The sequence below is a fragment of the Nocardia sp. NPDC005978 genome (genome assembly GCF_040614455.1).
Taxonomy (GTDB): Bacteria; Actinomycetota; Actinomycetes; order Mycobacteriales; family Mycobacteriaceae; genus Nocardia.
In genome coordinates this window covers 86,918-106,898 of record NZ_JBEXUS010000007.1, presented here as the reverse complement: position 1 = coordinate 106,898, position 19,981 = coordinate 86,918, and the positions used below count along the sequence as shown (strand labels likewise).

Annotated in this window: 15 protein-coding genes; 6 read left to right on the top strand and 9 right to left on the bottom strand. The window is 69.6% G+C overall.

The window, feature by feature from the left end:
* Positions 1 to 288 precede the first annotated feature (288 nt).
* Both ABZ319_RS04995 and ABZ319_RS04990 read left to right on the top strand, forming a co-directional pair.
* On the top strand, positions 289 to 1,035 hold the full coding sequence (locus tag ABZ319_RS04995) for a DUF4191 domain-containing protein (RefSeq protein ID WP_354985002.1): 747 nt from the start codon (positions 289 to 291) through the stop codon (positions 1,033 to 1,035).
* Between the two features lie 371 nt (positions 1,036 to 1,406).
* A complete protein-coding gene (locus tag ABZ319_RS04990) occupies positions 1,407 to 2,273 on the top strand; it encodes an alpha/beta hydrolase (protein ID WP_354985001.1) in 867 nt (288 codons plus the stop codon).
* A 235-nt stretch (positions 2,274 to 2,508) separates the two neighbouring features.
* Here the strand turns inward: ABZ319_RS04990 and ABZ319_RS04985 are convergent, their stop codons facing one another.
* From ABZ319_RS04985 to ABZ319_RS04965, 5 genes are all read right to left on the bottom strand, one after another.
* Complete coding sequence (locus tag ABZ319_RS04985; RefSeq protein ID WP_354985000.1) at positions 2,509 to 2,796, bottom strand: DUF6510 family protein; 288 nt, start codon at positions 2,794 to 2,796, stop codon at positions 2,509 to 2,511.
* Positions 2,797 to 2,798: 2 nt separating this feature from the next.
* Positions 2,799 to 3,560, bottom strand: a complete 762-nt coding sequence (locus ABZ319_RS04980) for a ferredoxin reductase (RefSeq protein ID WP_354984999.1) — start codon at positions 3,558 to 3,560, stop codon at positions 2,799 to 2,801.
* Positions 3,560 to 4,159: a sulfite oxidase-like oxidoreductase gene (locus tag ABZ319_RS04975; protein ID WP_354984998.1), complete on the bottom strand. Its 600-nt coding sequence runs from the start codon at positions 4,157 to 4,159 to the stop codon at positions 3,560 to 3,562. The genes ABZ319_RS04980 and ABZ319_RS04975 overlap by 1 nt, the downstream gene beginning before the upstream one ends.
* A 117-nt stretch (positions 4,160 to 4,276) precedes the next feature.
* Entirely contained in the window at positions 4,277 to 5,275 is a 999-nt protein-coding gene (locus ABZ319_RS04970) for an alpha/beta hydrolase-fold protein (RefSeq protein ID WP_354984997.1), read from the bottom strand.
* A gap of 171 nt (positions 5,276 to 5,446) precedes the next feature.
* Positions 5,447 to 5,980, bottom strand: a complete 534-nt coding sequence (locus ABZ319_RS04965; protein WP_354984996.1) for an RDD family protein — start codon at positions 5,978 to 5,980, stop codon at positions 5,447 to 5,449.
* A 482-nt stretch (positions 5,981 to 6,462) separates the two neighbouring features.
* Here ABZ319_RS04965 and glnA point away from each other — a divergent pair, with 482 nt between their 5' ends.
* The 4 genes from glnA (at position 6,463) to ABZ319_RS04945 (ending at position 10,241) form a co-directional block, all read left to right on the top strand.
* A complete protein-coding gene (gene glnA / locus ABZ319_RS04960) occupies positions 6,463 to 7,899 on the top strand; it encodes a type I glutamate--ammonia ligase (protein WP_354984995.1) in 1,437 nt (478 codons plus the stop codon).
* A gap of 298 nt (positions 7,900 to 8,197) precedes the next feature.
* Positions 8,198 to 9,385, top strand: coding sequence for a lipase family protein (locus ABZ319_RS04955; protein ID WP_354984994.1), 1,188 nt, complete (start codon positions 8,198 to 8,200; stop codon positions 9,383 to 9,385).
* 118 nt (positions 9,386 to 9,503) lie between these two features.
* Positions 9,504 to 9,884, top strand: coding sequence for a hypothetical protein (locus ABZ319_RS04950; protein WP_354984993.1), 381 nt, complete (start codon positions 9,504 to 9,506; stop codon positions 9,882 to 9,884).
* Positions 9,885 to 10,100: 216 nt separating this feature from the next.
* Complete coding sequence (locus tag ABZ319_RS04945; RefSeq protein ID WP_354984992.1) at positions 10,101 to 10,241, top strand: hypothetical protein; 141 nt, start codon at positions 10,101 to 10,103, stop codon at positions 10,239 to 10,241.
* A gap of 13 nt (positions 10,242 to 10,254) precedes the next feature.
* On the opposite strand, the gene ABZ319_RS04940 is transcribed toward ABZ319_RS04945, so the two are convergent.
* The 4 genes from ABZ319_RS04940 to ABZ319_RS04925 form a co-directional block, all read right to left on the bottom strand.
* Complete coding sequence (locus ABZ319_RS04940) at positions 10,255 to 11,136, bottom strand: hypothetical protein (protein ID WP_354984991.1); 882 nt, start codon at positions 11,134 to 11,136, stop codon at positions 10,255 to 10,257.
* A 21-nt stretch (positions 11,137 to 11,157) separates the two neighbouring features.
* Positions 11,158 to 11,664 carry a DUF4442 domain-containing protein gene (locus ABZ319_RS04935; protein WP_354984990.1) on the bottom strand — a complete coding sequence of 169 codons (507 nt, stop codon included), beginning with the start codon at positions 11,662 to 11,664 and terminating at the stop codon, positions 11,158 to 11,160.
* Positions 11,665 to 11,823: 159 nt separating this feature from the next.
* Positions 11,824 to 13,284 (bottom strand): polyketide synthase, encoded by a 1,461-nt coding sequence (locus ABZ319_RS04930; protein ID WP_354984989.1) that lies wholly within the window; start codon positions 13,282 to 13,284, stop codon positions 11,824 to 11,826.
* 26 nt (positions 13,285 to 13,310) lie between these two features.
* Positions 13,311 to 19,961 (bottom strand): SDR family NAD(P)-dependent oxidoreductase, encoded by a 6,651-nt coding sequence (locus ABZ319_RS04925; RefSeq protein ID WP_354984988.1) that lies wholly within the window; start codon positions 19,959 to 19,961, stop codon positions 13,311 to 13,313.
* Positions 19,962 to 19,981 lie beyond the last annotated feature (20 nt).

The following is a 19,981-nucleotide window of genomic DNA, read 5'->3' as shown; positions in this document are numbered from 1 at the left end:
AATTGAGCCCGAGCGGACATCGGTCTCGACCAAACCGCTCTGCGGGGTGACGAGCCTCCACCGCGGGGCCGCGCGAACTCCCGACGCACGGCGGCGGCAGGAGAAATTGGCACGGTCGTTCGGTGGGTGTGGCTGCCGGCTGCGGGGCAGGAAAGCCGCCGCGTGCGCCGAACGGAGTGCTGGATCGGGTGGGGCTTTCGGGCGGGTGGAGCGGGAATCGGATGAATGGGGCGGGGCGCGCTGGATCCCGTCGCGAACCAGCGCATACCGGGCCACTATCCTGGGGGCATGGCAGCAGGTAAGGGCGGCACAGCTCCGTCGAAGGAAGCGAAGGCCGCGGCTAAGGCGGCGCGCAAGCAGGCGTCGAAGGAGCGTCGCCAGCAGCTGTGGCAGGCGTTCCAAATGCAGCGCAAGGAAGACAAGGCGCTGCTGCCGCTCATGATCGGCGCGCTGGTCGGCGTGACAGTGCTGTTCCTGGTGATCGGCCTGGTCTTCGACCTGGGCTGGTTCCTGCTGCCGATCGGCATCCTGCTCGGCGCGCTCGCGGCGTTCATCCTGTTCGGGCGGCGAGTGCAGAAGAACGTGTACGCCAAGGCCGAGGGCCAGGCGGGCGCGGCCGCGTGGGTCTTGGACAACCTGCAGGGTAAGTGGCGGGTCACCCCGGGCGTCGCGGCCACCACCCAGCTGGACGCGGTGCACCGCGTGGTCGGCCTACCCGGCGTGGTGCTGGTCGCCGAGGGCTCGCCCTCGCGCGTGAAGTCGCTGCTGGCGCAGGAGAAGAAGAAGGTCGCGCGGCTGGTCGGCGACACCCCGATCTACGACGTGGTCATCGGGACCGAGGGCGATCAGGTGCCGCTCAAGGAGCTGCAGCGCTACCTGACCAAGCTGCCGCGCAACATCGACACCAAGCGGATGGACGTCATCGAGGGCAGGCTGTCCGCGCTGGCCACCCGCGGCGGCCCGGCGCTGCCGAAGGGTCCGCTGCCGGGCGGGGCGAAGATGAAGGGCGTGCAGCGCTCGATTCGCCGCCGCTGACACACACGTCCACGAGGCCCGCGTCCGTATTCGGACGCGGGCCTTCTGCTTGTCCGGGAGCGGTGCCCCGCGATGATCGAACGCGGGTCGTGCGTCCACTCCGAAACGGAGTCGACCGCCCGGGTCCGGTAGCCGAAAAGGCACCCCGGTAGCCGTCCGGCCGACCCCTCGATTACCCCGGCCCGCGCCCGATCAGGGTGCGGGCTTCGCCGTGTCCGCGGCAAAACCGGAGGTCAACACCGATTCGCTTGGCCCGGTTCGATTCTCGGAAAAAAGTTCCGGCGATCGGGAATGGCTTCGCGCCGACTAACCTTCTATCTATCGATAGCCGGTTAGGACATCCGATCGGCGCGAAAGCATAGGACGACGCCATGACCACCGTGCAGCACCACACCGTCGAGATTCAGGGCCGGAAGATCTTCTACCGCGAGGCCGGCGACCCGGCGAACCCCACCGTCGTGCTGCTGCACGGATTCCCCAGCAGCTCGGCCATGTTCCGCAACCTGCTGCGCGATCTGGGCGACTCGTACCACCTCATCGCGCCCGATCACCTGGGTTTCGGGCAGTCCGACATGCCGTCGACGACCGAGTTCGAGTACAGCTTCGAGGCGCTGACCGCGATCACCGAGGAACTGCTGGACACCCTCGGCATCGACCGGTTCGCGCTGTACATCCAGGATTACGGCGCACCGATCGGGCTGCGCATCGCCGCCCGCCATCCCGAGCGGGTCACCGCGCTCATCTCCCAGAGCGGCAACGCCTATCTCGAAGGCTTCACCCCCTTCTGGGATGTGCTCTTCGCGCACGCGCGGGACCGCGCCACCCACGAGCCCGCGGTCCGCGACCTGCTCGAACTCCCCGCCACCGAATGGCAGTACACGCACGGGGTTCCGGCCGATCGCCTGGCGCTGGTCAGCCCCGACACCTGGACCCTGGATCAGGCGTATCTGGATCGCCCCGGCAACAAGGAGATTCAGCTCCAGCTGTTCTGGGACTACCAGTTCAACCTCGACGGCTACCCCGCCTTCCAGAAGTACTTCGCCGAGCACCGCCCGCCGACCCTGATCACCTGGGGCGCGAACGACGAGATCTTCGGCGCCGAGGGCGCCCGCGCCTACCTGCGCGATCTCCCCGACGCCGAACTGCACCTGCTCGACGCGGGCCACTTCGCCCTGGAGTCACACGGTCCCGAGATCGCGGCGCTGATCCGCGACTTCCTCGGGCGCACGGTGGGTTGACCTTCCGCCCGGGCGCGCAAGTTCTTCGTCGCGAGTCCCGGCGGGGTCGAGCAGCGGCGGCGAATAGCCGCCGGTCGCGCCGACCCCTCGACCGCAGGGGGTGCCGCTGGGCTGTGAGGACAAGTTCGGCCCGGGTATCGGGGTGCGCAGCGGGCCTCGGATCCATTGCCTATGAGCAGAATCGGGCCGGTCGGAACACGGAAACAGCCTGCCCGATCTCGGTGTGCCGGCGCGCCTACCCCTCCGGGATAGGCAGGCACAGCGACGCGCCCTCGCCGAGGTCGAGCCAACGGCCCGCGGGGGTGACGGTCAGGCGCAGGACCACCGCCGAGCAGTGGGAACAGCGGGCCACCGTCCCGGGACAGTTCAGGTAGACCAGGGCGCGGGCCAGGGGCTCGACCGCACCGCAGCAGCCGCAGCGGCAGCCGTGGGCGACGGGGTCGACGGTGAAGATCTCGGCGAGCAGACCGGCCAGGACATTGCCGTCCAGGTGGCCGGGTGCGGAGGTCGCGTCAGCGGACATGGTCAGCTCCCCGTCGGTCCGAAGCGTTCGGTTCTGATCGCGGCCGGATCGTGCCCGGCGGAAACCAGTGCGATGGCGGCGAATTCGACGAACGGCGTCGGACCGCAGACGTAACAGGTGGTGCCCGGGCCGGGCGGCAGAGCGTGGCGGGCGATCTCCGCGGCGGACAGCCGCCCCGGGGCGCGCTGGTCGCCGGGCGGGGCGAGGCGGGTGTAGGCCAGGAACACCTCGATCTCGTCCGGGGCGTCGACATCCTGGTCGGCCGAGGAGAAGGGCGCGCGCTCCCGCAGCGGGGTCAGCTCGTCCCGGTAGTACAGGTCGTCGGGGGTGCGCAGGGAGTACAGCAGCCGAAAAGCACTGGGGTTCGGCGAGTTTCGACGGGCGCGCAGCATGGCCGCGAGCGGGACGATGCCCGAGCCGCCCGCGACGAGCGTCGCCGGTCCCCCGGCCTCGGGATCCCAGACGAACCAGCCGCCGACCGGTCCCCGGACCTCGATCAGGGCGCCGATCGGGAAGATGTCCACGAGATAGCCGGACACCTCGCCGTTGGGCACGCGCTGAATGGTCACCTCGATCTCGTCGCCGCGGGCCGGTGCGGCGAGCGAGTAGCTGCGCTCGGCCCGGTACCCGTCGGGCGCGGTGAGCCGAATGTCGAGGTGCTGGCCCGGAAGATGCCCGGGCCAGCCCGGAACCCGCAGGGTCAGGGTGCGCGCGGTATCGGTTTCGAGGCGGTCGGCGATGAGTTCGGCGGGCTGCCAGCGCATCAGTCGTCCTGATAGCGCTGTTCGCGCCAGGGGTCGCCGTAGCTGTGATAGCCGGCGGTTTCCCAGAAGCCGGGCTCGTCGTAGTCGAGCAGGCGGATGGACTTGACCCACTTCGCGGATTTCCAGAAGTACAGGTGCGGGACCAGCAGCCGGGCCGGGCCGCCGTGCTCGGGGTCCAGATCCGCGCCGTCGAAGGTGTGCACGATCCACGCCTTGCCGCCGGTCAGATCCTCGAGCGGCAGGTTGGTGGTGTAGCCGCCGTAGCTGGTGATGTGCGCGAATTCGGCGTCGGTGACGACGTTTTCGAGCAGCGTGTCCAGGCTCACGCCCTGCCAGGCCGTGTCGAGCTTGGACCAGCGGGTGACGCAGTGGATGTCGACGTGCGGGCGCTGCTGGGCCAGCGACATGAATTGCGGCCAACTCCAACTGTATTGGCGGCCGGTCTCGTTGGTGATGGAGAACTGCCAGCGGTCCAGATCGACGGCCGGGGTGGGGCCCGCCGACAGGACCGGGAAGTCTTCGGTCAGATACTGGCCGGGCGGCAGGCGGTCGTCCTGCGGTCGCGGGCGTCCCTGAAAACCTGGCGAGAAGGTACTCATGCGATCCCTCCGGGCTACCGTCGGTGGCACTGCACGCTGGGCCTGATACTCGGACAGACTACGCCCGGAAGGTCCGGAATTCCGGATGAACCGAACCTAACGGTCGCTCAGTACGGGTCAGCGCACATGCCTGCCGAGGAACGCGACCACCTCGGGCGTGATCGTCCGCCAGTACTCCTCGGTGTGCCCGCCGGGGCTGACGCGGCCGATCTCGAGCGGCGCGGCGCCGATGAACTGCCGGCACCCCTCGACGAACTTGTCGCGGTCGCCCACCCAGACGCCGGTCGGGGCCGGGCCCTGTTTATCGATGTTGCGCAGCGGGTCCAGCGCCGTCCACTCCTCGTGGCTACTGAAGGCGTTGCGCTTGCTCATCTCGTCCCAGGAGGTGATCAGACCCGGCGAGATCGCGGCGATCGCGTTGGCGGGACGACCCCGCTCATTGCGCCGGCGACCGTACAGCAGCGAGCCGAATCCACCCATGGAGATGCCGGTGCAGGCGAACGGCTCGCCCACCGGACCGCCCAGGCGGCGCTCGCTCAGCCAGGTCGGGACCTCGTCGGTGAGCATGCGCATCGGGTCGTCGTTGACGTTGCGCTGATGCCAGTAGCTGTCGCCACCGTCTACGGCGAGGAAGCCGAAGGCCGGGACGAGCCGGGCGGCGACCGCGACCGCGAGCACCTCGGAGAGCCCGCCGACGGCGGCGTTGCGGGCGTTGCCGTGCAGCCCGTGCAGCAGCAGCGACATGGGCAGACCCTCGTGCGGGACGCCGGGCGGCAGGATGGCGACGATGTCCACGTCGCGGCCGCGTGCGGCCGAGTAGAGCCGCTCGGTGCGGATCAGCGGATCGATGCCGAAGACGGTGTGCGCCACGTCGTTGTCCGGGGCGGCCTGTACGCCGGTGCCCCACGCGGCGGCGGCGGTCGCGACGCCGAGTAGTCCGGCGGTCGCCAGGAACGAACGCCGGCTGAATCCGCGCGCGGCACGGCGGCCGGCAGCCTCATGGCTCGTCGAGCCCATCGAATCCTCCATCAGCACATCAACAGCTATCTGCCGTGGCGCGCGCTCGAGCAGCACTCCACGGCAGATGCCCTGCACCATACCGACCCAAAACAACACACGGTGAACGCTTGGCTACGTACAGAGGTCCCCCTGAACACCACTTTTAGACCCGGACCGGGAGTTATGGCGCAAACACGGCAATTCTAATCCGCGAGCGCCGAATGGACCCGCAGGTCACGCAGGTGTCAGGGAAAACATCGAAGGAATTCAGCTGCGGCTCAGCCTGGTTCAGCGACTGTAGACCAGCCCGGTGCCGGTGGCGCGGTCGTGCATGCCGCGGCCGTTGGCATCGGTGAACAGGGCCGGAATCACGAAGATCAGGATGAGCTGACGCACGAGCGCGCGGATGAAACCCACCGGCGCGTCGGCGTCGACGCGGGATACGCGGATGCGTAGGAAGTACTGGCCGGGCGTGAACCCGAATAGTGTGACCCCGATCAGGCCGATGCCGAACCAGACGAAGATGTTGTAGTTCACCAGCTCGCCCGCGATGAGCGTGAAGCGCGAGGGGAGCTCCTGATCCGGGTAGTTGCTGATGAACTTGGCCATCAGCGCGTCGGAGTTGGGCCGCACGATGATGGCGGTCAGACCCAGGGCGATGAACCAGTCGAGCACGAAGGCGGGCACGCGCCGGACCATCGGGGCGAGCGCGCCGACGCCGGACTTGGGCAGACCGAGATCCTTGCCCTGGTAATCACCGGGGGCCTCGTCGCGGGGTTCGCCGTTCGGGCCGGACAGCCAGGAGCCGGTGATGCGTGACATGCCCCCACCTTATTCGGCCCGCGAAGGCGCTCGTGCACCCCCGGTACCCGTGCGGGCGTGCGGTATCCCACTGAGCGAGACGCGTCACGGACGAGCCGCCCGAGATGCGGGACGCGGCGATCGATGCGAGGCTACGAAACACAGGGGTACATCGGCGTGACCGGAAAGTAACCGGAGCGCCCGCGCGCGGTGAGGATTGTCACGGCGACCGGGCGCGACACGATAAGACCCCTATCTTTTGGGGCCCTTACCTGCACTTCGACCGAGGTCGGTGGCAGGATATCGGTGCTGGTCGAACGCCACTCGGCGGTCGGTCGAGGCGAATTCCACACCGTGGGAGACCGCCGAACACCCGCCCAGCTGTACGTGTAACACTGGCGAAACACAGCCTTGATTGCGGGGAAACACCGCGTCCATACCGTCTGGTCGCGACGAACCCATGCAGTCCAACTGGCTGGGAACCGATCCGTAAGGAGTACTAAGTGGCGTTCAGCACGGCCGACGAGGTCATCAAGTACATCAAGGAGGAGGAGGTCGAGTACGTCGATATTCGTTTCACCGACCTCCCCGGTGTGCAGCAGCACTTCTCGATCCCGGCGAAGGCCTTCACGGCCGATCTGGCTGAAGAGGGTCTCGCGTTCGACGGCTCGTCCGTGCGCGGCTTCCAGTCGATCGACGAGTCGGACATGCTGCTGCTCCCCGACTTCAGCACCGCCCGGCTGGATCCGTTCCGTGCCGCGAAGACTGTCAACCTGAACTTCTTCGTCCACGACCCGTTCACCCGCGAGGCCTACTCCCGCGACCCGCGCAACATCGCGCGTAAGGCCGAGGAGTACTTGAAGTCGACCGGCATCGCCGACACCTGCTACATCGGTGCCGAGGCCGAGTTCTACATCTTCGACTCGATTCGCTACGACTCGGGCATGAACGGCTCGTTCTACGAGATCGATTCGGTTTCCGGTTCCTGGAACACCGGCAAGGAATTCAACCTCGACGGCACCCGTAACCGTGGTTACAAGGTCCGCAACAAGGGTGGTTACTTCCCGGTCGCCCCGTACGACCACTACGTCGATCTGCGCGACGACATCTCGACCAACCTGCAGAACGCGGGCTTCGAGCTCGAGCGCGGCCACCACGAGGTCGGCACCGCCGGTCAGGCCGAGATCAACTACAAGTTCAACTCGCTGCTGGGCGCTGCCGATGACCTGCAGCTGTTCAAGTACATCGTGAAGAACACCGCGTGGCAGCAGGGCAAGTCCGTCACCTTCATGCCGAAGCCCCTCTTCGGTGACAACGGCTCGGGCATGCACGCCCACATGTCGCTGTGGAAGGACGGCAAGCCGCTGTTCCACGACGAGGCCGGCTACGCGGGTCTGTCGGACATCGCGCGTCACTACATCGGCGGCATCCTGCACCACGCGCCGTCGCTGCTGGCGTTCACCAACCCGACCGTGAACTCGTACCACCGTCTGGTGCCGGGCTACGAGGCCCCCATCAACCTGGTGTACTCGCAGCGCAACCGCTCGGCTGCCGTGCGTATCCCGATCACCGGCTCGAACCCGAAGGCCAAGCGCATCGAGTTCCGCGCGCCGGACTCCTCGGGCAACCCGTACCTGGCCTTCGCCGCCATGCTGATGGCCGGCCTGGACGGCATCAAGAAGAAGATCGAGCCCCTCGCTCCGGTCGACAAGGACCTGTACGAGCTTCCCCCCGAGGAGGCCAAGAACATCCCGCAGGCCCCCACCTCGCTGGCGTCGGTCATCGACAAGCTCGAGGAAGATCACGAGTACCTCACCGAGGGCGGCGTGTTCACCGAGGACCTGATCGAGACCTGGATCGACATCAAGCGCAACCAGGAGATCGCCCCGGTCAACCTGCGCCCGCACCCGTACGAGTTCGAGCTCTACTACGACGTCTAAATCGTCTGTGTAGCACACGGTCTCGGGAAGCCCCATCTGCTCCGGCGGGTGGGGCTTCGCCCGTTTCCGGGGCGGGTGGGTTGATCTTCTTCGCCAAATCGGACAAATGACCGATTGGGGCGGGGTAGCCTGCTGGCTTCGGGGGATTCGCGGGCGGCGGTCCCGGCAGGGGAGGTAATTCCGGATGATGGATCGGGTCGTATCGGGCTGTGGCGCAACGCGTTCGGGTGGCGAGCGGGGGCGGCTGCGCGCGGTGCTTATCGGGGTTTCGGCCGCGTTGTGTGTGGCTGGTACGCCGATGACAGTTGCCGGGGCCGACTCGCCGGTCACCCTGCAGAGCGACCCGTTCTACACCCCGCCGGCGGGGTGGGACTCGAAAGCGCCGGGGACCGTGTTGAATTCGCGTCCGGTCGAGGTGGCCTCCATGGGGCCGCAGGCGCTGGACGCCGACGCGTGGCAGCTGCTGTATCGATCGACCGACGCCGACGGGCTGCCCATGGCGACCGTGACGACCGTGCTGCGGCCGCGGGGCGGGGAGATCAAGGGGCTGGTCAGTTATCAGGCCGCCACCGACGCCTCGGCGCCGCAGTGCGCGCCCTCGGTCGCGCTGCGACAGGGGGCGCCGGACCAGTACGACTCCAGTCTGGATCTCATGACGATCGAGCAGGTGCTGTCGACCGGTCATGCTGTCTCCGTTCCCGATTGGGAGGGCCCGAAGGGCGTGCTGTTCAGTGCGCGGCAACCGGGTTACGCCATCCTCGACGGCGTGCGCGCGGCCGAGCGGTTCGAGCCGCTCGCCCTGTCCGGCGTCGATACGCCGGTCGCCGCGTTGGGCTACTCCGGCGGGGGATTCGGCACCGGCTGGGCCGCGCAGGTCCAGCCGGCCTACACTCCCGAAGTCCGGCTGGTCGGTGTGGCCGTGGGCGGGGGCAGGGCACAACTGGCCAGTTACCTGAAGGGTTTGAACGCCGGGCCGTTCGCGGGCTTCCTGCCGTCGCTGCTGCCGGGCGTGATGCGCAGCGATCCGCGGGTGGCAACGGCTTTCGGCAACCATTTGACGCCCGCCGGGCAGGCGCTGCTGGCCCGGGGTGACAGCAAATGCGTGACGGCGAATGTGGGTCAGAACGCGATGCTGAACATGGACGACTACCTGACGATCCCTTTTTCCCAGGTGATGGACCAGATACAGACCTCGATCGACAGCTGGGAGTTCCAACCGGAGTCGGCGACCCCGCCGATGTTCGTCTATAACGCCGTGCACGACGAGATCGTCGCCATCGCCGAGGCCGACCGCATGGTGGCGCAGTGGTGTGCGGCAGGTGCGCGGATCACCCAGGTGCGAGACCAGTTGAGCGAGCACGTGGCTCTCGCGATCACCGGGACCGCCGCGACGCTGCGCTGGATCGATGAACGCCTGGCGGGACAGCCCGTACCGGACGGCTGCGCCACGCGCACGGTGACATCCATGGCGCTCGACGGCGCGTAGCAGTCTGACGCCGGACGGCGACAGCCCCTCGAAAAGGGGCAAATGTCCGATACCGCCGGGGATTGCGCGTTGGCAGCATTGCCGAGATCATCCGCTGCAATCTGAGGAGTACTACTCGATGAGCAATCTCCGGACATCCGTGTCGGCCGCGATCGCCTTGACCGCCGCCGGTGTGGCGCTGGGCGCACCGCAGGCGTCGGCCGAGATCGGGGCGAGGGTCGTGATCGCCGGCGGCGGGTTCAGCAACGGCTTCGGCACCGGCTGCACCTACTCGGTGATCGCGAACGGAGCCACCGGCGCGGGCATGGACTTCTACGACAACGGGGTCCTGTTCGCCGCCACCCAGGGCGCCTCGGAGCCGAAAACCCATGTGGTGAACTGGACTCCGGCGACCACGGGCACCCACGCCATCCAGGTGACCCAGAACGGCGACTCGAAGACCATCATGTTGACGGTCGGCACCGGGATCAACGGCGGCAGCTCCTGCCTCGTCATCTGATGCGCTCGCGCGCCGAATCACCGGCGTAGCAACACTTCCCACGGAGCCCCATCCGTTCTGCGGATGGGGCTCCGCCGCTTCGGCCGGTCCCCCGCAGCAAGCCGAATTCCTGACCTAGCGGCAATTCGAGGTCCCGGCAAGACCGGAATTCACCAGCTACTCAGCCCGACTGAGCGCGCGCTAAGCTCGCACGCTGGCAGCGAGGGGTGGTAGATCATGATGGAAACCTTCATCATCGTCGCCATCCTCGCCATGCTGCTGATCACGCCGACGACCATCGCCCTGACGGCGGACTCCGCGGAAAAGAAGAGCCGCGCTCGCGCGGTATCCCGGTGGACGGCCCGCCGCAGGCACTGATCCGTCTCGCTGTTCAGCGCCGGGGGGCGGGGTTGATCGTGTCGCCGTCCCAGCTCAGGTCGGAATCCTCGGCTACCTCGAAGGCCTCGAAACGGGTGTCGGACAAGACCGCATCGATCATGGGGCGTGGGCCCGCGACGATCGTGGAGTCGAAGTCGATCTCGCTCGCGACGGACCAGGCGTGGTCGGCGGGCCAGAGCAGTTGGGGTAGGACGCCGGGGAAATCCGGCGTCCAGCCCAGGCCCGCCGTGTGGACCCAGGCGGGGGTCGCGAGTTCGGTGAGGCTGATTTCGAACAGCAGGAGATCGCGGCCTGGCCAGCGCAGGAAGGGGCCCTTCGTGACCGCCCGTGCGACTTCCGGCGCGACCGAGGCGGTCAGTTCGGCGGCCACGCGCGAGCGTTCGTGATCGAGGCGTCCGGGATCGCCGTCGGTCGACGCGACGAGGAAGGTCGAGGATTCGTGCAGGTCGCCGAAGCCGTTCCAGACCCCCGCGGTCAACGTTCCGGGTGTCGCGGTGGCCGCGCGGAGATGGACGGTGAGCGCGGCCAGGAGGTTCGGGTCGAACCAGCCTTCCACAGTCTGGCCCACCGACCAGCCGTCGGCGAACGACATCGCCGACTCGGATTCGCCGTCGGTCAGGTTGCGCCACTGCACCAGTGGATGCATGACCCTGCCGTTGCGTGCGGCGACCTCGGCCCACGGCCAGGTCGCCTGCGCCACAACCGCGGGCAGTCCCCACTCGTCGATGACGGCGCCGTCCAGGCGGGTCGCCTCGACCGGGTGCAGGATTCGCGCGTAGGCCTCGAAACCGGTCCCGGCGACCGCTCCCGGGCCGTGCTCACCCGCGCGGGCCAGGAGCCGTGCGCCGCGCTCGACATCGGTGGTGAACTTCACCTCGACAGCGTAGGCCGCAGCTCAGCGCGTGCTGCGGCGGATATACAGGGACTGGGTAGCCCGGGCCACGAGAGTGCCGGTGGCGGAGAGGATTTCGGTGGTGTGGGTCGTGACCGACTTCTCGCCGGTGGCGGTGGCCGCGCGGATGGCATCGAGTTCCCGCGCGGGGAAGACCATGGTCGCGGTGAGGGTGCCGTGGCCGGGCGCCAGGAAGTCGATGGAGCCGGTGGTGTTCCAGATTCGGTAGCCGGGGCCGAGCTGACGGCCCGCCATCACGGCGTAGAAGGGGTCGGTCATGGCGAAGAGGGTGCCGCCGAAGGCGGAGCGGTTCACGTTGCAGTTCCAGGGGCGGACGCGGTGCGTGACGCGGATGGCGGTCCAGTCGGGGGCCACCTCGCGCACGCGCACGCCGGAAAACAGGAACGGCGGGTAGGAGCTCATGAACAGCGGGAACAGCTTCGGGCCGACGGGGATCGAACGCGCGGTGCGCGGGGCAGGCACGCGTCCCGAGCTCGCGGTCGGATCCACGGGGGCCGGCACACCCTCGGGACGTGGAGCGGAACCCGTCGGGTCGGGCACGAACTCGGCACTGGACGCAGCTGCCGGTGCGGCGGGTGCAAGCTCGGTACTCGAAGAGAAATCCGGTGGAGTCGACACTGCGGCAGCGCCTTTCGAGTCGGGGGCGCGTCAGCGCAGAGCGGGAGTGGCGCGCGGGGCGGTGCCGAGGAACGACGGGACGCAGGTGACCCGATTCCAGGCTGGGCGCGGCACTTCGGTGACGGCGGGTGTGTGGGCGGGGGGCGGGCCCACTATCGCATGCGCGTTGGTGCCGATGATGCCGAAGGAGCTCACCCCGGCCAGGGCGCCCGACTCGTCGAGAGACCAGGTCGCGCCGTTCCCGGAGATCCGGACGGCCGTGCCTTCCAGCTCGATTCGCGGATTCAGGGTGTGGAAGTTCGCCACCGGCGGGACCGTGCGCTCCCGCAGGCACAGCAGCGCCTTGAGCAGCCCGACCACGCCCGAGGCCGCCTCGAGGTGGCCGAGATTGGCCTTGGCCGAACCCACGTGCAGTGTCCTGCCGCCGTTTCGAGCACCCAGGGCGGCGACGATCGCGTTCACCTCGATCGGATCGCCGAGCGCGGTGCCGGTGCCGTGCGCTTCGAGCAGTCCGATGTCGGCCGCGGTGCGGCGGGCATCGGCCAGCGCGGCCTCGATCACCCGGCGCTGCGCGTCGGCGTTCGGTGCGGTGAAGCCGGAGGAGCGGCCGTCCTGGTTGATCGCGGTGCCGTGAATCACGCCCAGCACCCGGTCACCGTCGCGTTCGGCGTCGGCGAGCCGTTTGAGCACGATCATCGCGCAGCCCTCACCGCGCACGTAGCCGTTGGCCCGCGCGTCGAAGGTCTTGCAGAGCCCGTCGGGCGCAAGGGATCCGGTGTGGTTGATCGCCCGGGTCGAGCCCGGGGACAGCACGAGATTGACCCCGCCCGCCAGCGCGATATCGGATTCGCCGCGCCGCAGCGATCCGACCGCGTGGTGAATCGCCACCAGCGACGAGGAACAGGCGCTGTCGAATGCCACGGCGGGACCGGTGAATCCGAAGGTGTAGGCGATGCGCCCGGCGGCGAAGCTGTGGCCGTTGCCCAGTGCCCAGTGCGCGTCGGTCTGCTGCCGGGCCCAGTCGGCGTAGTCGTGGCGGCCGGTGATCCCCACGAACACCGACACGATCTCCGCCCGCGCCACGGCGGGATCGATGCCCGCGTGCGCCAGCGCCTCCCAGGACACCTCCAGCAGCAGCCGGTGCTGCGGGTCGATGGCCTGCGCCGCACGCGGGCTGATGCCGAAGAACTCCGGATCGAAGTCGAGCGCGTCGCCGATGAAGCTGCCGCGCGAGGGCAGCATGTCCCACTCGTCCTCGAAGGGCCAGCGCCGATGGAACGGCATGTCCGAGATGAGGTTTCGCCCCTCGGCAAGCACGCTCCAGTAGGCGTCGAGATCGCGCACTCCGTCGCCCAGCCGCAGCCCGGCGCCGACGACCGCGATCGGCCCGCTCGCGTCCTGCTGCGCCAGCTGGGCGCGCAGTTGCTTGATGGTCTGGGTGGCGCGGCGCAGCGCCGTGCCTTCGTCCGCGCGCGGGCTCGGGTTGTCCATGACAGTTCTCCTGATGTCCGGTGCCGTCAGGCAGTCGCCGCCTCGACCCCGGCGGGCGTGCGGACGAGTCGTTCGCCGATCGCGCCCGCCAGGGTCTCGGTGGTTCCGTAGGTCCACAGCAGCGTGGGTGAAAGCCGCAGCGCGAAAGCCGATTCCAGGCGATTGCGCATTTCCAGGCTCATGAGCGAGTCGAGTCCGAGCGCCTTGAACGGCGTGCTCGTGTCGAGTTCGGCGGGGGGCATGCGCAATACGCGCGCGGCCACCTCCACGATCTTGTCCCGCACCAGGATCTGGCGATCATCGGTGGTCGCGGCGGCCCAGGCGGCGTGGAATTCGCCACCGGTTCCGCCGGTTCGAGCGTCCGAGGCACTCGCGCGCAATCCCTGCCAGCTCTCCTGGGCGGCGGCGTCGGGGTAGGCGTCGAACCATTGGCGCTGGTCGAAGGACAGGTAGCCGACCACGGCGCGATCCTCGCAGAGGAAGGCGGTGAGCGCGGCCCAGGCGTCCTGCATGCCGAAGCTGCTCATCCCCTGCTCTGCCAGCCGCGCGCCCCGGTTCTCCTGTGCGGCAGCCAGGCCCACGTCCGCGAAGGGTCCCCACTGCACGCTCAGTCCGGGCCGGCCCGCATGCCGCCGGGCCAGGGCCAGCGCGTCGAGGTACGAGTTGGCCGCGGCGTACGCGGCCTGCCCCGGGTTGCCGACCAGCGCCGCGGCCGAGGAGAACAGGACGAACAGGTCCAAGGGGTCCGCGGCGGTGAGCGCGTCGAGGTGGCGGGCTCCGTCGATCTTGGGGCGGAGCACGCGGTCGAGCTGTTCCGCGTTCAGGCCGAGGATGGTGGCGTCGTCCAGGATGCCCGCCGCGTGGAAGACCCCGCGCACGGGAGGCAGTTCGGCACGAATCGAATCCAGTGCGGCAGCGAGCGATTCCGCGTCCGCGACGTCGGCCCGGTAGCTGTGCATCGCGGGGTGTCCCATCGGGCCCGGTGCGCTGCGGCCGATCAGGGCCACCGCACCCGCGCCGGCGTCGAGTAGATGTGCGGCCAGGCTGCGGCCCAGCGCGCCGTGGCCGCCGGTGATCACGTAGGTGCCGTGTGCGCGGAAACGACCGTCCGGCAGCGGCTCCGGGGCGATCTCGGTGACCGTTTCCGGATCGGTGAGCACCAGCTTGCCGATGTGGTCGCCCCGGGTCATGCGCTGCAGCGCGGGGGCGACGGCGGCGAAATGGTGCGCGGTGATCGGCAGCGGCGCGAGTTCACCGGCGCGGATTCGCGACCAGGCCGCGGCGAAGACGGCCGCGAAGCGGTCCGGCCGGCGCGCCATCAACCCCGTGAGATCGACCGCGGCGAAGCTGATGCCCTTCGCGAAGTGGTGCAGGCCGATTCGGCGATCGGCGTAGATGTCCTTCTTGCCCACCTCGATGAAGCGCCCGTCCTCGGCGAGCACCCGCATGCCCAGGTCGATGGCGACGCCGCCGAGGGAGTTGAGCAGCACGTCGACCCCGTGACCGCCGGTCACTTCCCGGATCTTGTCGGCCCAGGTCAGGCCGCGCGAGTCGAAGACGTGCTCGATGCGCTGTTCGCGGCGCAGGTACTCCCGGCGCTCCGCGGTGCCCGCGGTCGCGATGATCCTGGCCCCGAGACTCCGAGCGACACCGATGGCGGCCAGGCCCAATCCGCCTGTCCCGGAATGGATCAGGACCGTCTCCCCCGGTGCGAGCCGAGCCAGGACGGCCAGTGCGTACCAGGCCGTGGTGGTCACCATGGGCAGCGCGGCGGCGACTTCGAAGGTCATGCCCGCCGGGATCGGCTGTGTGTGATCGGCGCGCACGGTGAGATGCGATGCCATGGCTCCGAATCCGCAGCCCACCACCCGATCCCCCACGGCGCGGCCGGTCACGGCGGGGCCGACCGCGCGGATCACGCCCGCGCATTCGAGACCGAGCAGGTCGGGTGCGGCCGAATCGTCGGGGTAGGTGCCCGCGGCCTTCATCGCGTCGATGAAATTGAGTGCCGCCGCGTCTGTTTCGATCAGCACCTCGCCCACACCGGGCCCGCGCACCTCGAGCGGCCGGAAGCGCAGCCCGTCCCAGAAGCGGCCGGGGGTTCGGGCGAGCCGGAAAGGCTGGGCGGGGGTGCGCCACGGTCGCGGTGGGACGGACGGCTCCGGGCGCTCACCCCGTTCGAGTCGGCCCGTGTAGCGCTGTCCCGCCCGCAGCACCACCTGGTCTGCGCCGGTGCGCGCGAGCAGCTCGGCGGCGCAGTCCGCGAACCGGCCGTCCCGCTCCGGGGCGGTGCTGTCCCCGGGCGCGCCGAGATCGATGATCTCGGCCGACAGTTCGGGATGCTCGCGACGCAGCACGCGAGTGAAACCCCAGTACAGCGCGCCGCCGGGGTCGGGGCGCTCGGTGGCGTCGACGGCCTGCGCCTGGCTGGTCACCACGACAAGGCGCGGCGGGGTGGAAGTCGTTCGGGCGCATGTCCGTACGAGGTCGGCGAGTTCGGCCAGTCCCCCGCGCTGCGGGTGCAGGCCCTGCTGCTCGGCGGGTGCGAGGTACACCACGGTGCCGGCCGCTTCGATGACGGCGGCGACATCCACGAACCCGGAAGAACCGGGGGCTTCTGTAACCCCAACCGCTTCGACGGGGTCGAACTCCACGGTGGAGTCCGCCGCCGTGGCCGAACCGACAACTGTCGCCGAACCAGAAGTCCCGACGGCTCCGAGGGCGGGCGAACCCGGGACCGTCGTGGAGCCGGACGCCTCAGCAGCGTCGAGGGCCGTGGCAGAGTCCGGCACCATCGCGGAGCCGAGCACTGGCGCGGAGCCGAGCGCCGGCACGGAGCCGAGGGTCGTCGCAAATTCCAGGGTCGTCGCAGAATCGAGAGCGGTCGCAAATTCCAGCGCCGTCGCAGAGTCGAGAGCAGTGGCGGAGTCGAGGGCGGTTGCCTGCGCGCCGTGACGGCGCAGGGCCGCAACCAGTTCGGTGGTGTGGGGCACCGGGCCGATGATCGCGAACGACTCCGTCTTGCCGCTCGCGTTCGGGATGCGCGGGGACGGGCGCAGGTTCAGGACGAACTCGCGGTCATAGCGGCGGGTGGCGGCGGGGCCGGGGTCGATCGCGACGAGTTCGAGGCCGAGCAGGCGGGCCAGGGGGGCGCGGCCCGTGTCGTAGAGGTGGATGTCGGCGGTCGTGGCCGAGCGGCGGATCGCGTATGCCCAGGCGGTGTCCACGAATTCGGCCGGGTCGGCGTCCAGGATCAGTTCGGCGATGCCGCCGGGCAGCACGGTGTGCTCGCCGTCGAACAGCGGCAGTGCGGTCTGCATCGCGCAGTCCAGCAGGGTGGGGTGGAGTTCGCCCGGATGTGCCTGCGCGCGGGCACGGTCGCTGAGGGCGATCTGTGCCAGGGCCGCACGTTCGGAGCCGTTCCGCCAGTGTCGAAGTGCGCGCACGCCTCGGAAGTCGGGGCCGTAGGCGAGCCCGCGCCGGGCGCAGGCCGCGTAGAAGTCGGCGGGCTCGATGATCTGTGCGTGCGGGAGATCGGCCTCCGGGTAGGGCCGGGGCGCGGCCGGGTGGTCGAGGGTGTGCATTGCGCGACCGCGAGCGTGTACGGTCCAGCCCCCGGTGTCGGCCGACAGCGAGGCGATCTCGAAACTCACGCCGTCCGAGAAGTCCTGGCGCATTGTCACTTCGGCGTGCGCCGGGGAGGCTCCCAGCACCAGCTTCTCGATGAATCGCAGCCCCGACAGCGCCGCCGGGCGCGCACCGAGGTGGGTGCCCACCGTCGCGAGGGCGAGAGCGGCCATCATCGCCCCGGGTACCACCACGGCGTCACCGACGCGGTGATCGGTCAGCCACGACTGGGCATTCGGGTCGATCGGCGCCGTCGCCTGCCATGCCGTGGAGTCGATGGAGCTGGGCAACACCGGAACTCGCAGTGGATCGGCGGTCGCCACGGGCGCCGCGGCGCCCTCGGGGAGCCAATGCGACTGCGGCGTCAGCGGATACGGCGGCAGCTCGACATTCGCGCCGGACACCTCGTCCGCACCGGGGCGCAGACCGGCGACGAAGGCCCGGGCGAGGCTGCGTGCCATCTCCGCGCCCGGATCGCGGTCGCGATAGCACGACGGCAGTACGGCGGGCGGTACCGCGCGCGCGGCGGCGAGCTGCTCCACCGCGGGGAGCAACACCGGATGCGGGCTGATCTCGATCACATGGGTCACGCCGGCGTCGAACAACGCGTTCATGGAATCCGCGAAAAGTACCGGCCGGCACAGGTTCTCGACCCAGTACTCGGCACTCGGCTCGCTCGCCGCCACCGGTCGCACCAGCACCGTCGACATCATCTCGACCGAACCCGGCGCAGGCGAGACATCGGCGATTTCGGCGAGCAGCGGCGTGCGCAACTCCCCCATCCGCGGGCTGTGCGAGGCGTAGTCCACGTTCACCAACCGGCAGAAGATGCCGTCCGCGCCGAGTATCTCGCTCAGCGCCTCGATGGCGTCGGCGTCACCGGACAGCACGCACGAGGTCGGCCCGTTGTGCACGGCCAGCGCCACGTCATCCTCGAAACCCGCTATCGCTTCCGGGATCTCGTCGGCCGCGAGTTCCACGGCCAGCATGCGCCCGGTGCCCGCGACCGAGCGCAGCAGCGCGCTGCGCCGGGCCACGATCCGGGCGGCGTCGTCGAGATCGAGCAGGCCCGCCACTGCGGCCGCCGCGATCTCACCCTGAGAGTGCCCGATCACCACGTCGGGCACGATCCCCGCCCGCCGCCACATCGCCGCGATGCCCAGGGACAGCGCCCACAACACCGGCTGCACCTGATCGACCCGGTCGAGCCAGCCCGGTCCCGCGGCCCCGGAGAGCACCGCGACCGGATCCCAGTCCACGTGTGGCTGCAGCGCCGCCGCGCACGCGTCGAGCGTCGTGGTGAACGCCGCGTCCCGCCCGTACAGCGCGGCACTCAGCCCGTGCCACTGACTCCCCTGCCCGGGAAAGACGAACGCCGTGCGCCCGAGCTCCCGCGCCCGCCCGCTCACCACCTGCGGGGTCTCGGCCGCCGGATCGTCGGCGTACCCGCGCAGCGCCGCGGCGACCTCACCCGGCTCGGTCCCGAGCACGGCCACACGCAGCGGCAGGGCCGGAGCGCGCCGACCCAGCGCGGACGCGATCGCGGGCAGTCCGTCGGCTGCGGAGTCCAGCAGGTCCGCGATATACCGGCAGCGCTGCCGCAGCGCCTCCGCCGAATGACCCGACACCGGCACGAATCCCCGGACGGCCGAGACGGTGACGGCCCCGGCATCCGACCGTGCGACATCGTCCACGGCGCGAGCCGCGAAACCGGCGGGCGACGTATCCGGGGCCGCAACCACGGGTACCGCGGTGGAGCGGGCGGTGGTCGCCGCGCCGCGCAGCACCACGTGGGCGTTGGTGCCGCCCCAGCCGAAGGAGTTCACGCCGACGTAGGCATTCGGACCGGTCTCGAAGCCGCTGTGTTCCTGGGCGATTCGCAGGTTCAGGGCGTCGAACGGGATGTCGGGGTTGGGGGTCTCGGCGTGCAGGGTGGGTGGGATGCGGCCGTGTTCCAGGCAGAGGACGGCCTTCACCAGGCCCGCTATGCCCGCGGCCGCTTCGAGGTGGCCGATATTGGTCTTGATCGAGCCGATCGGGAGGGGGCCGGCGGCGGGGTCGCGGCGGGCACCGAGGATCTCCCCGAGTGCCTGCGCTTCGATGGGATCGCCACGGCGCGTGCCGGTTCCGTGCGCTTCGAGGTAGGCGATGCTGCCGAGGTCGAGTTCGCCGGGCGGGTAGGCCCGGCGCAGCAGATCGCGCTGACCGTCGAGGCTGGGTGTCACCAGGCTCGGGCCACCGCCGTCGTTGTTCACCACGGTGCGCTCGATGACGGCCCGGATCCGGTCACCGTCGCGCACCGCGGCGGACAGCGGTTTGAGATAGATCGCGACCACGCCCTCACCGCGCACGAAGCCGTCCGCGTCCGCCCCGAACGCCGCGCATCGGCCGCGCTCGGACAGTCCGCCGAAATGCGTCAGTCCGATCGAGACATCGGGCGCGAGAATCAGATTCACGCCCCCGACCAGGGCCGAGTCGATGTCTCCCGAGCGAATGGCGCGGACCGCCAGGTCGAGCCCGACCAGCGCCGAGGAGCATCCGGTCTCGACGGTCAGACTCGGGCCGGTCAGTCCGAGGAAGTACGACACGCGCGCCGCGATGACATCCAGCGCGGAGCCGACCGCACTGTGCTGGCTCGCGCCCAGCCCACGTTCCTTGCGCAACGTCTCGTAGTCGTGCCAGGACGCGCCGATATAGACCCCGCCGCGCGTCCCGCGCAGCGATTCGGCGGGCACGTGCCCGTCTTCGAGTGCCCGCCAAACCATTTCGAGCATCAGCCGCTGCTGCGGGTCGATGTCGGCGGCCTCGCGCGGGGAGATGCCGAAGAACGCCGCGTCGAACCGGTCCACACCCTCGAGGAACCCGCCGACCGCCTGGATCCGCCGGTCGCGGTCCAACGGGGCCTGCGCGTCCCAGCGCTCCGCGGGTACCGGCCCGATGGCCGTACCCCGCGCGGTCAGCAGTTCCCACAGCGCGTCGATGTCCGCGGCCCCGGGAAAGCGGCCCGACATGCCGACGATGGCGACGGGTTCGCTCGAGAGTGAGTTCATCGGATCTGTCCACCCCTTCG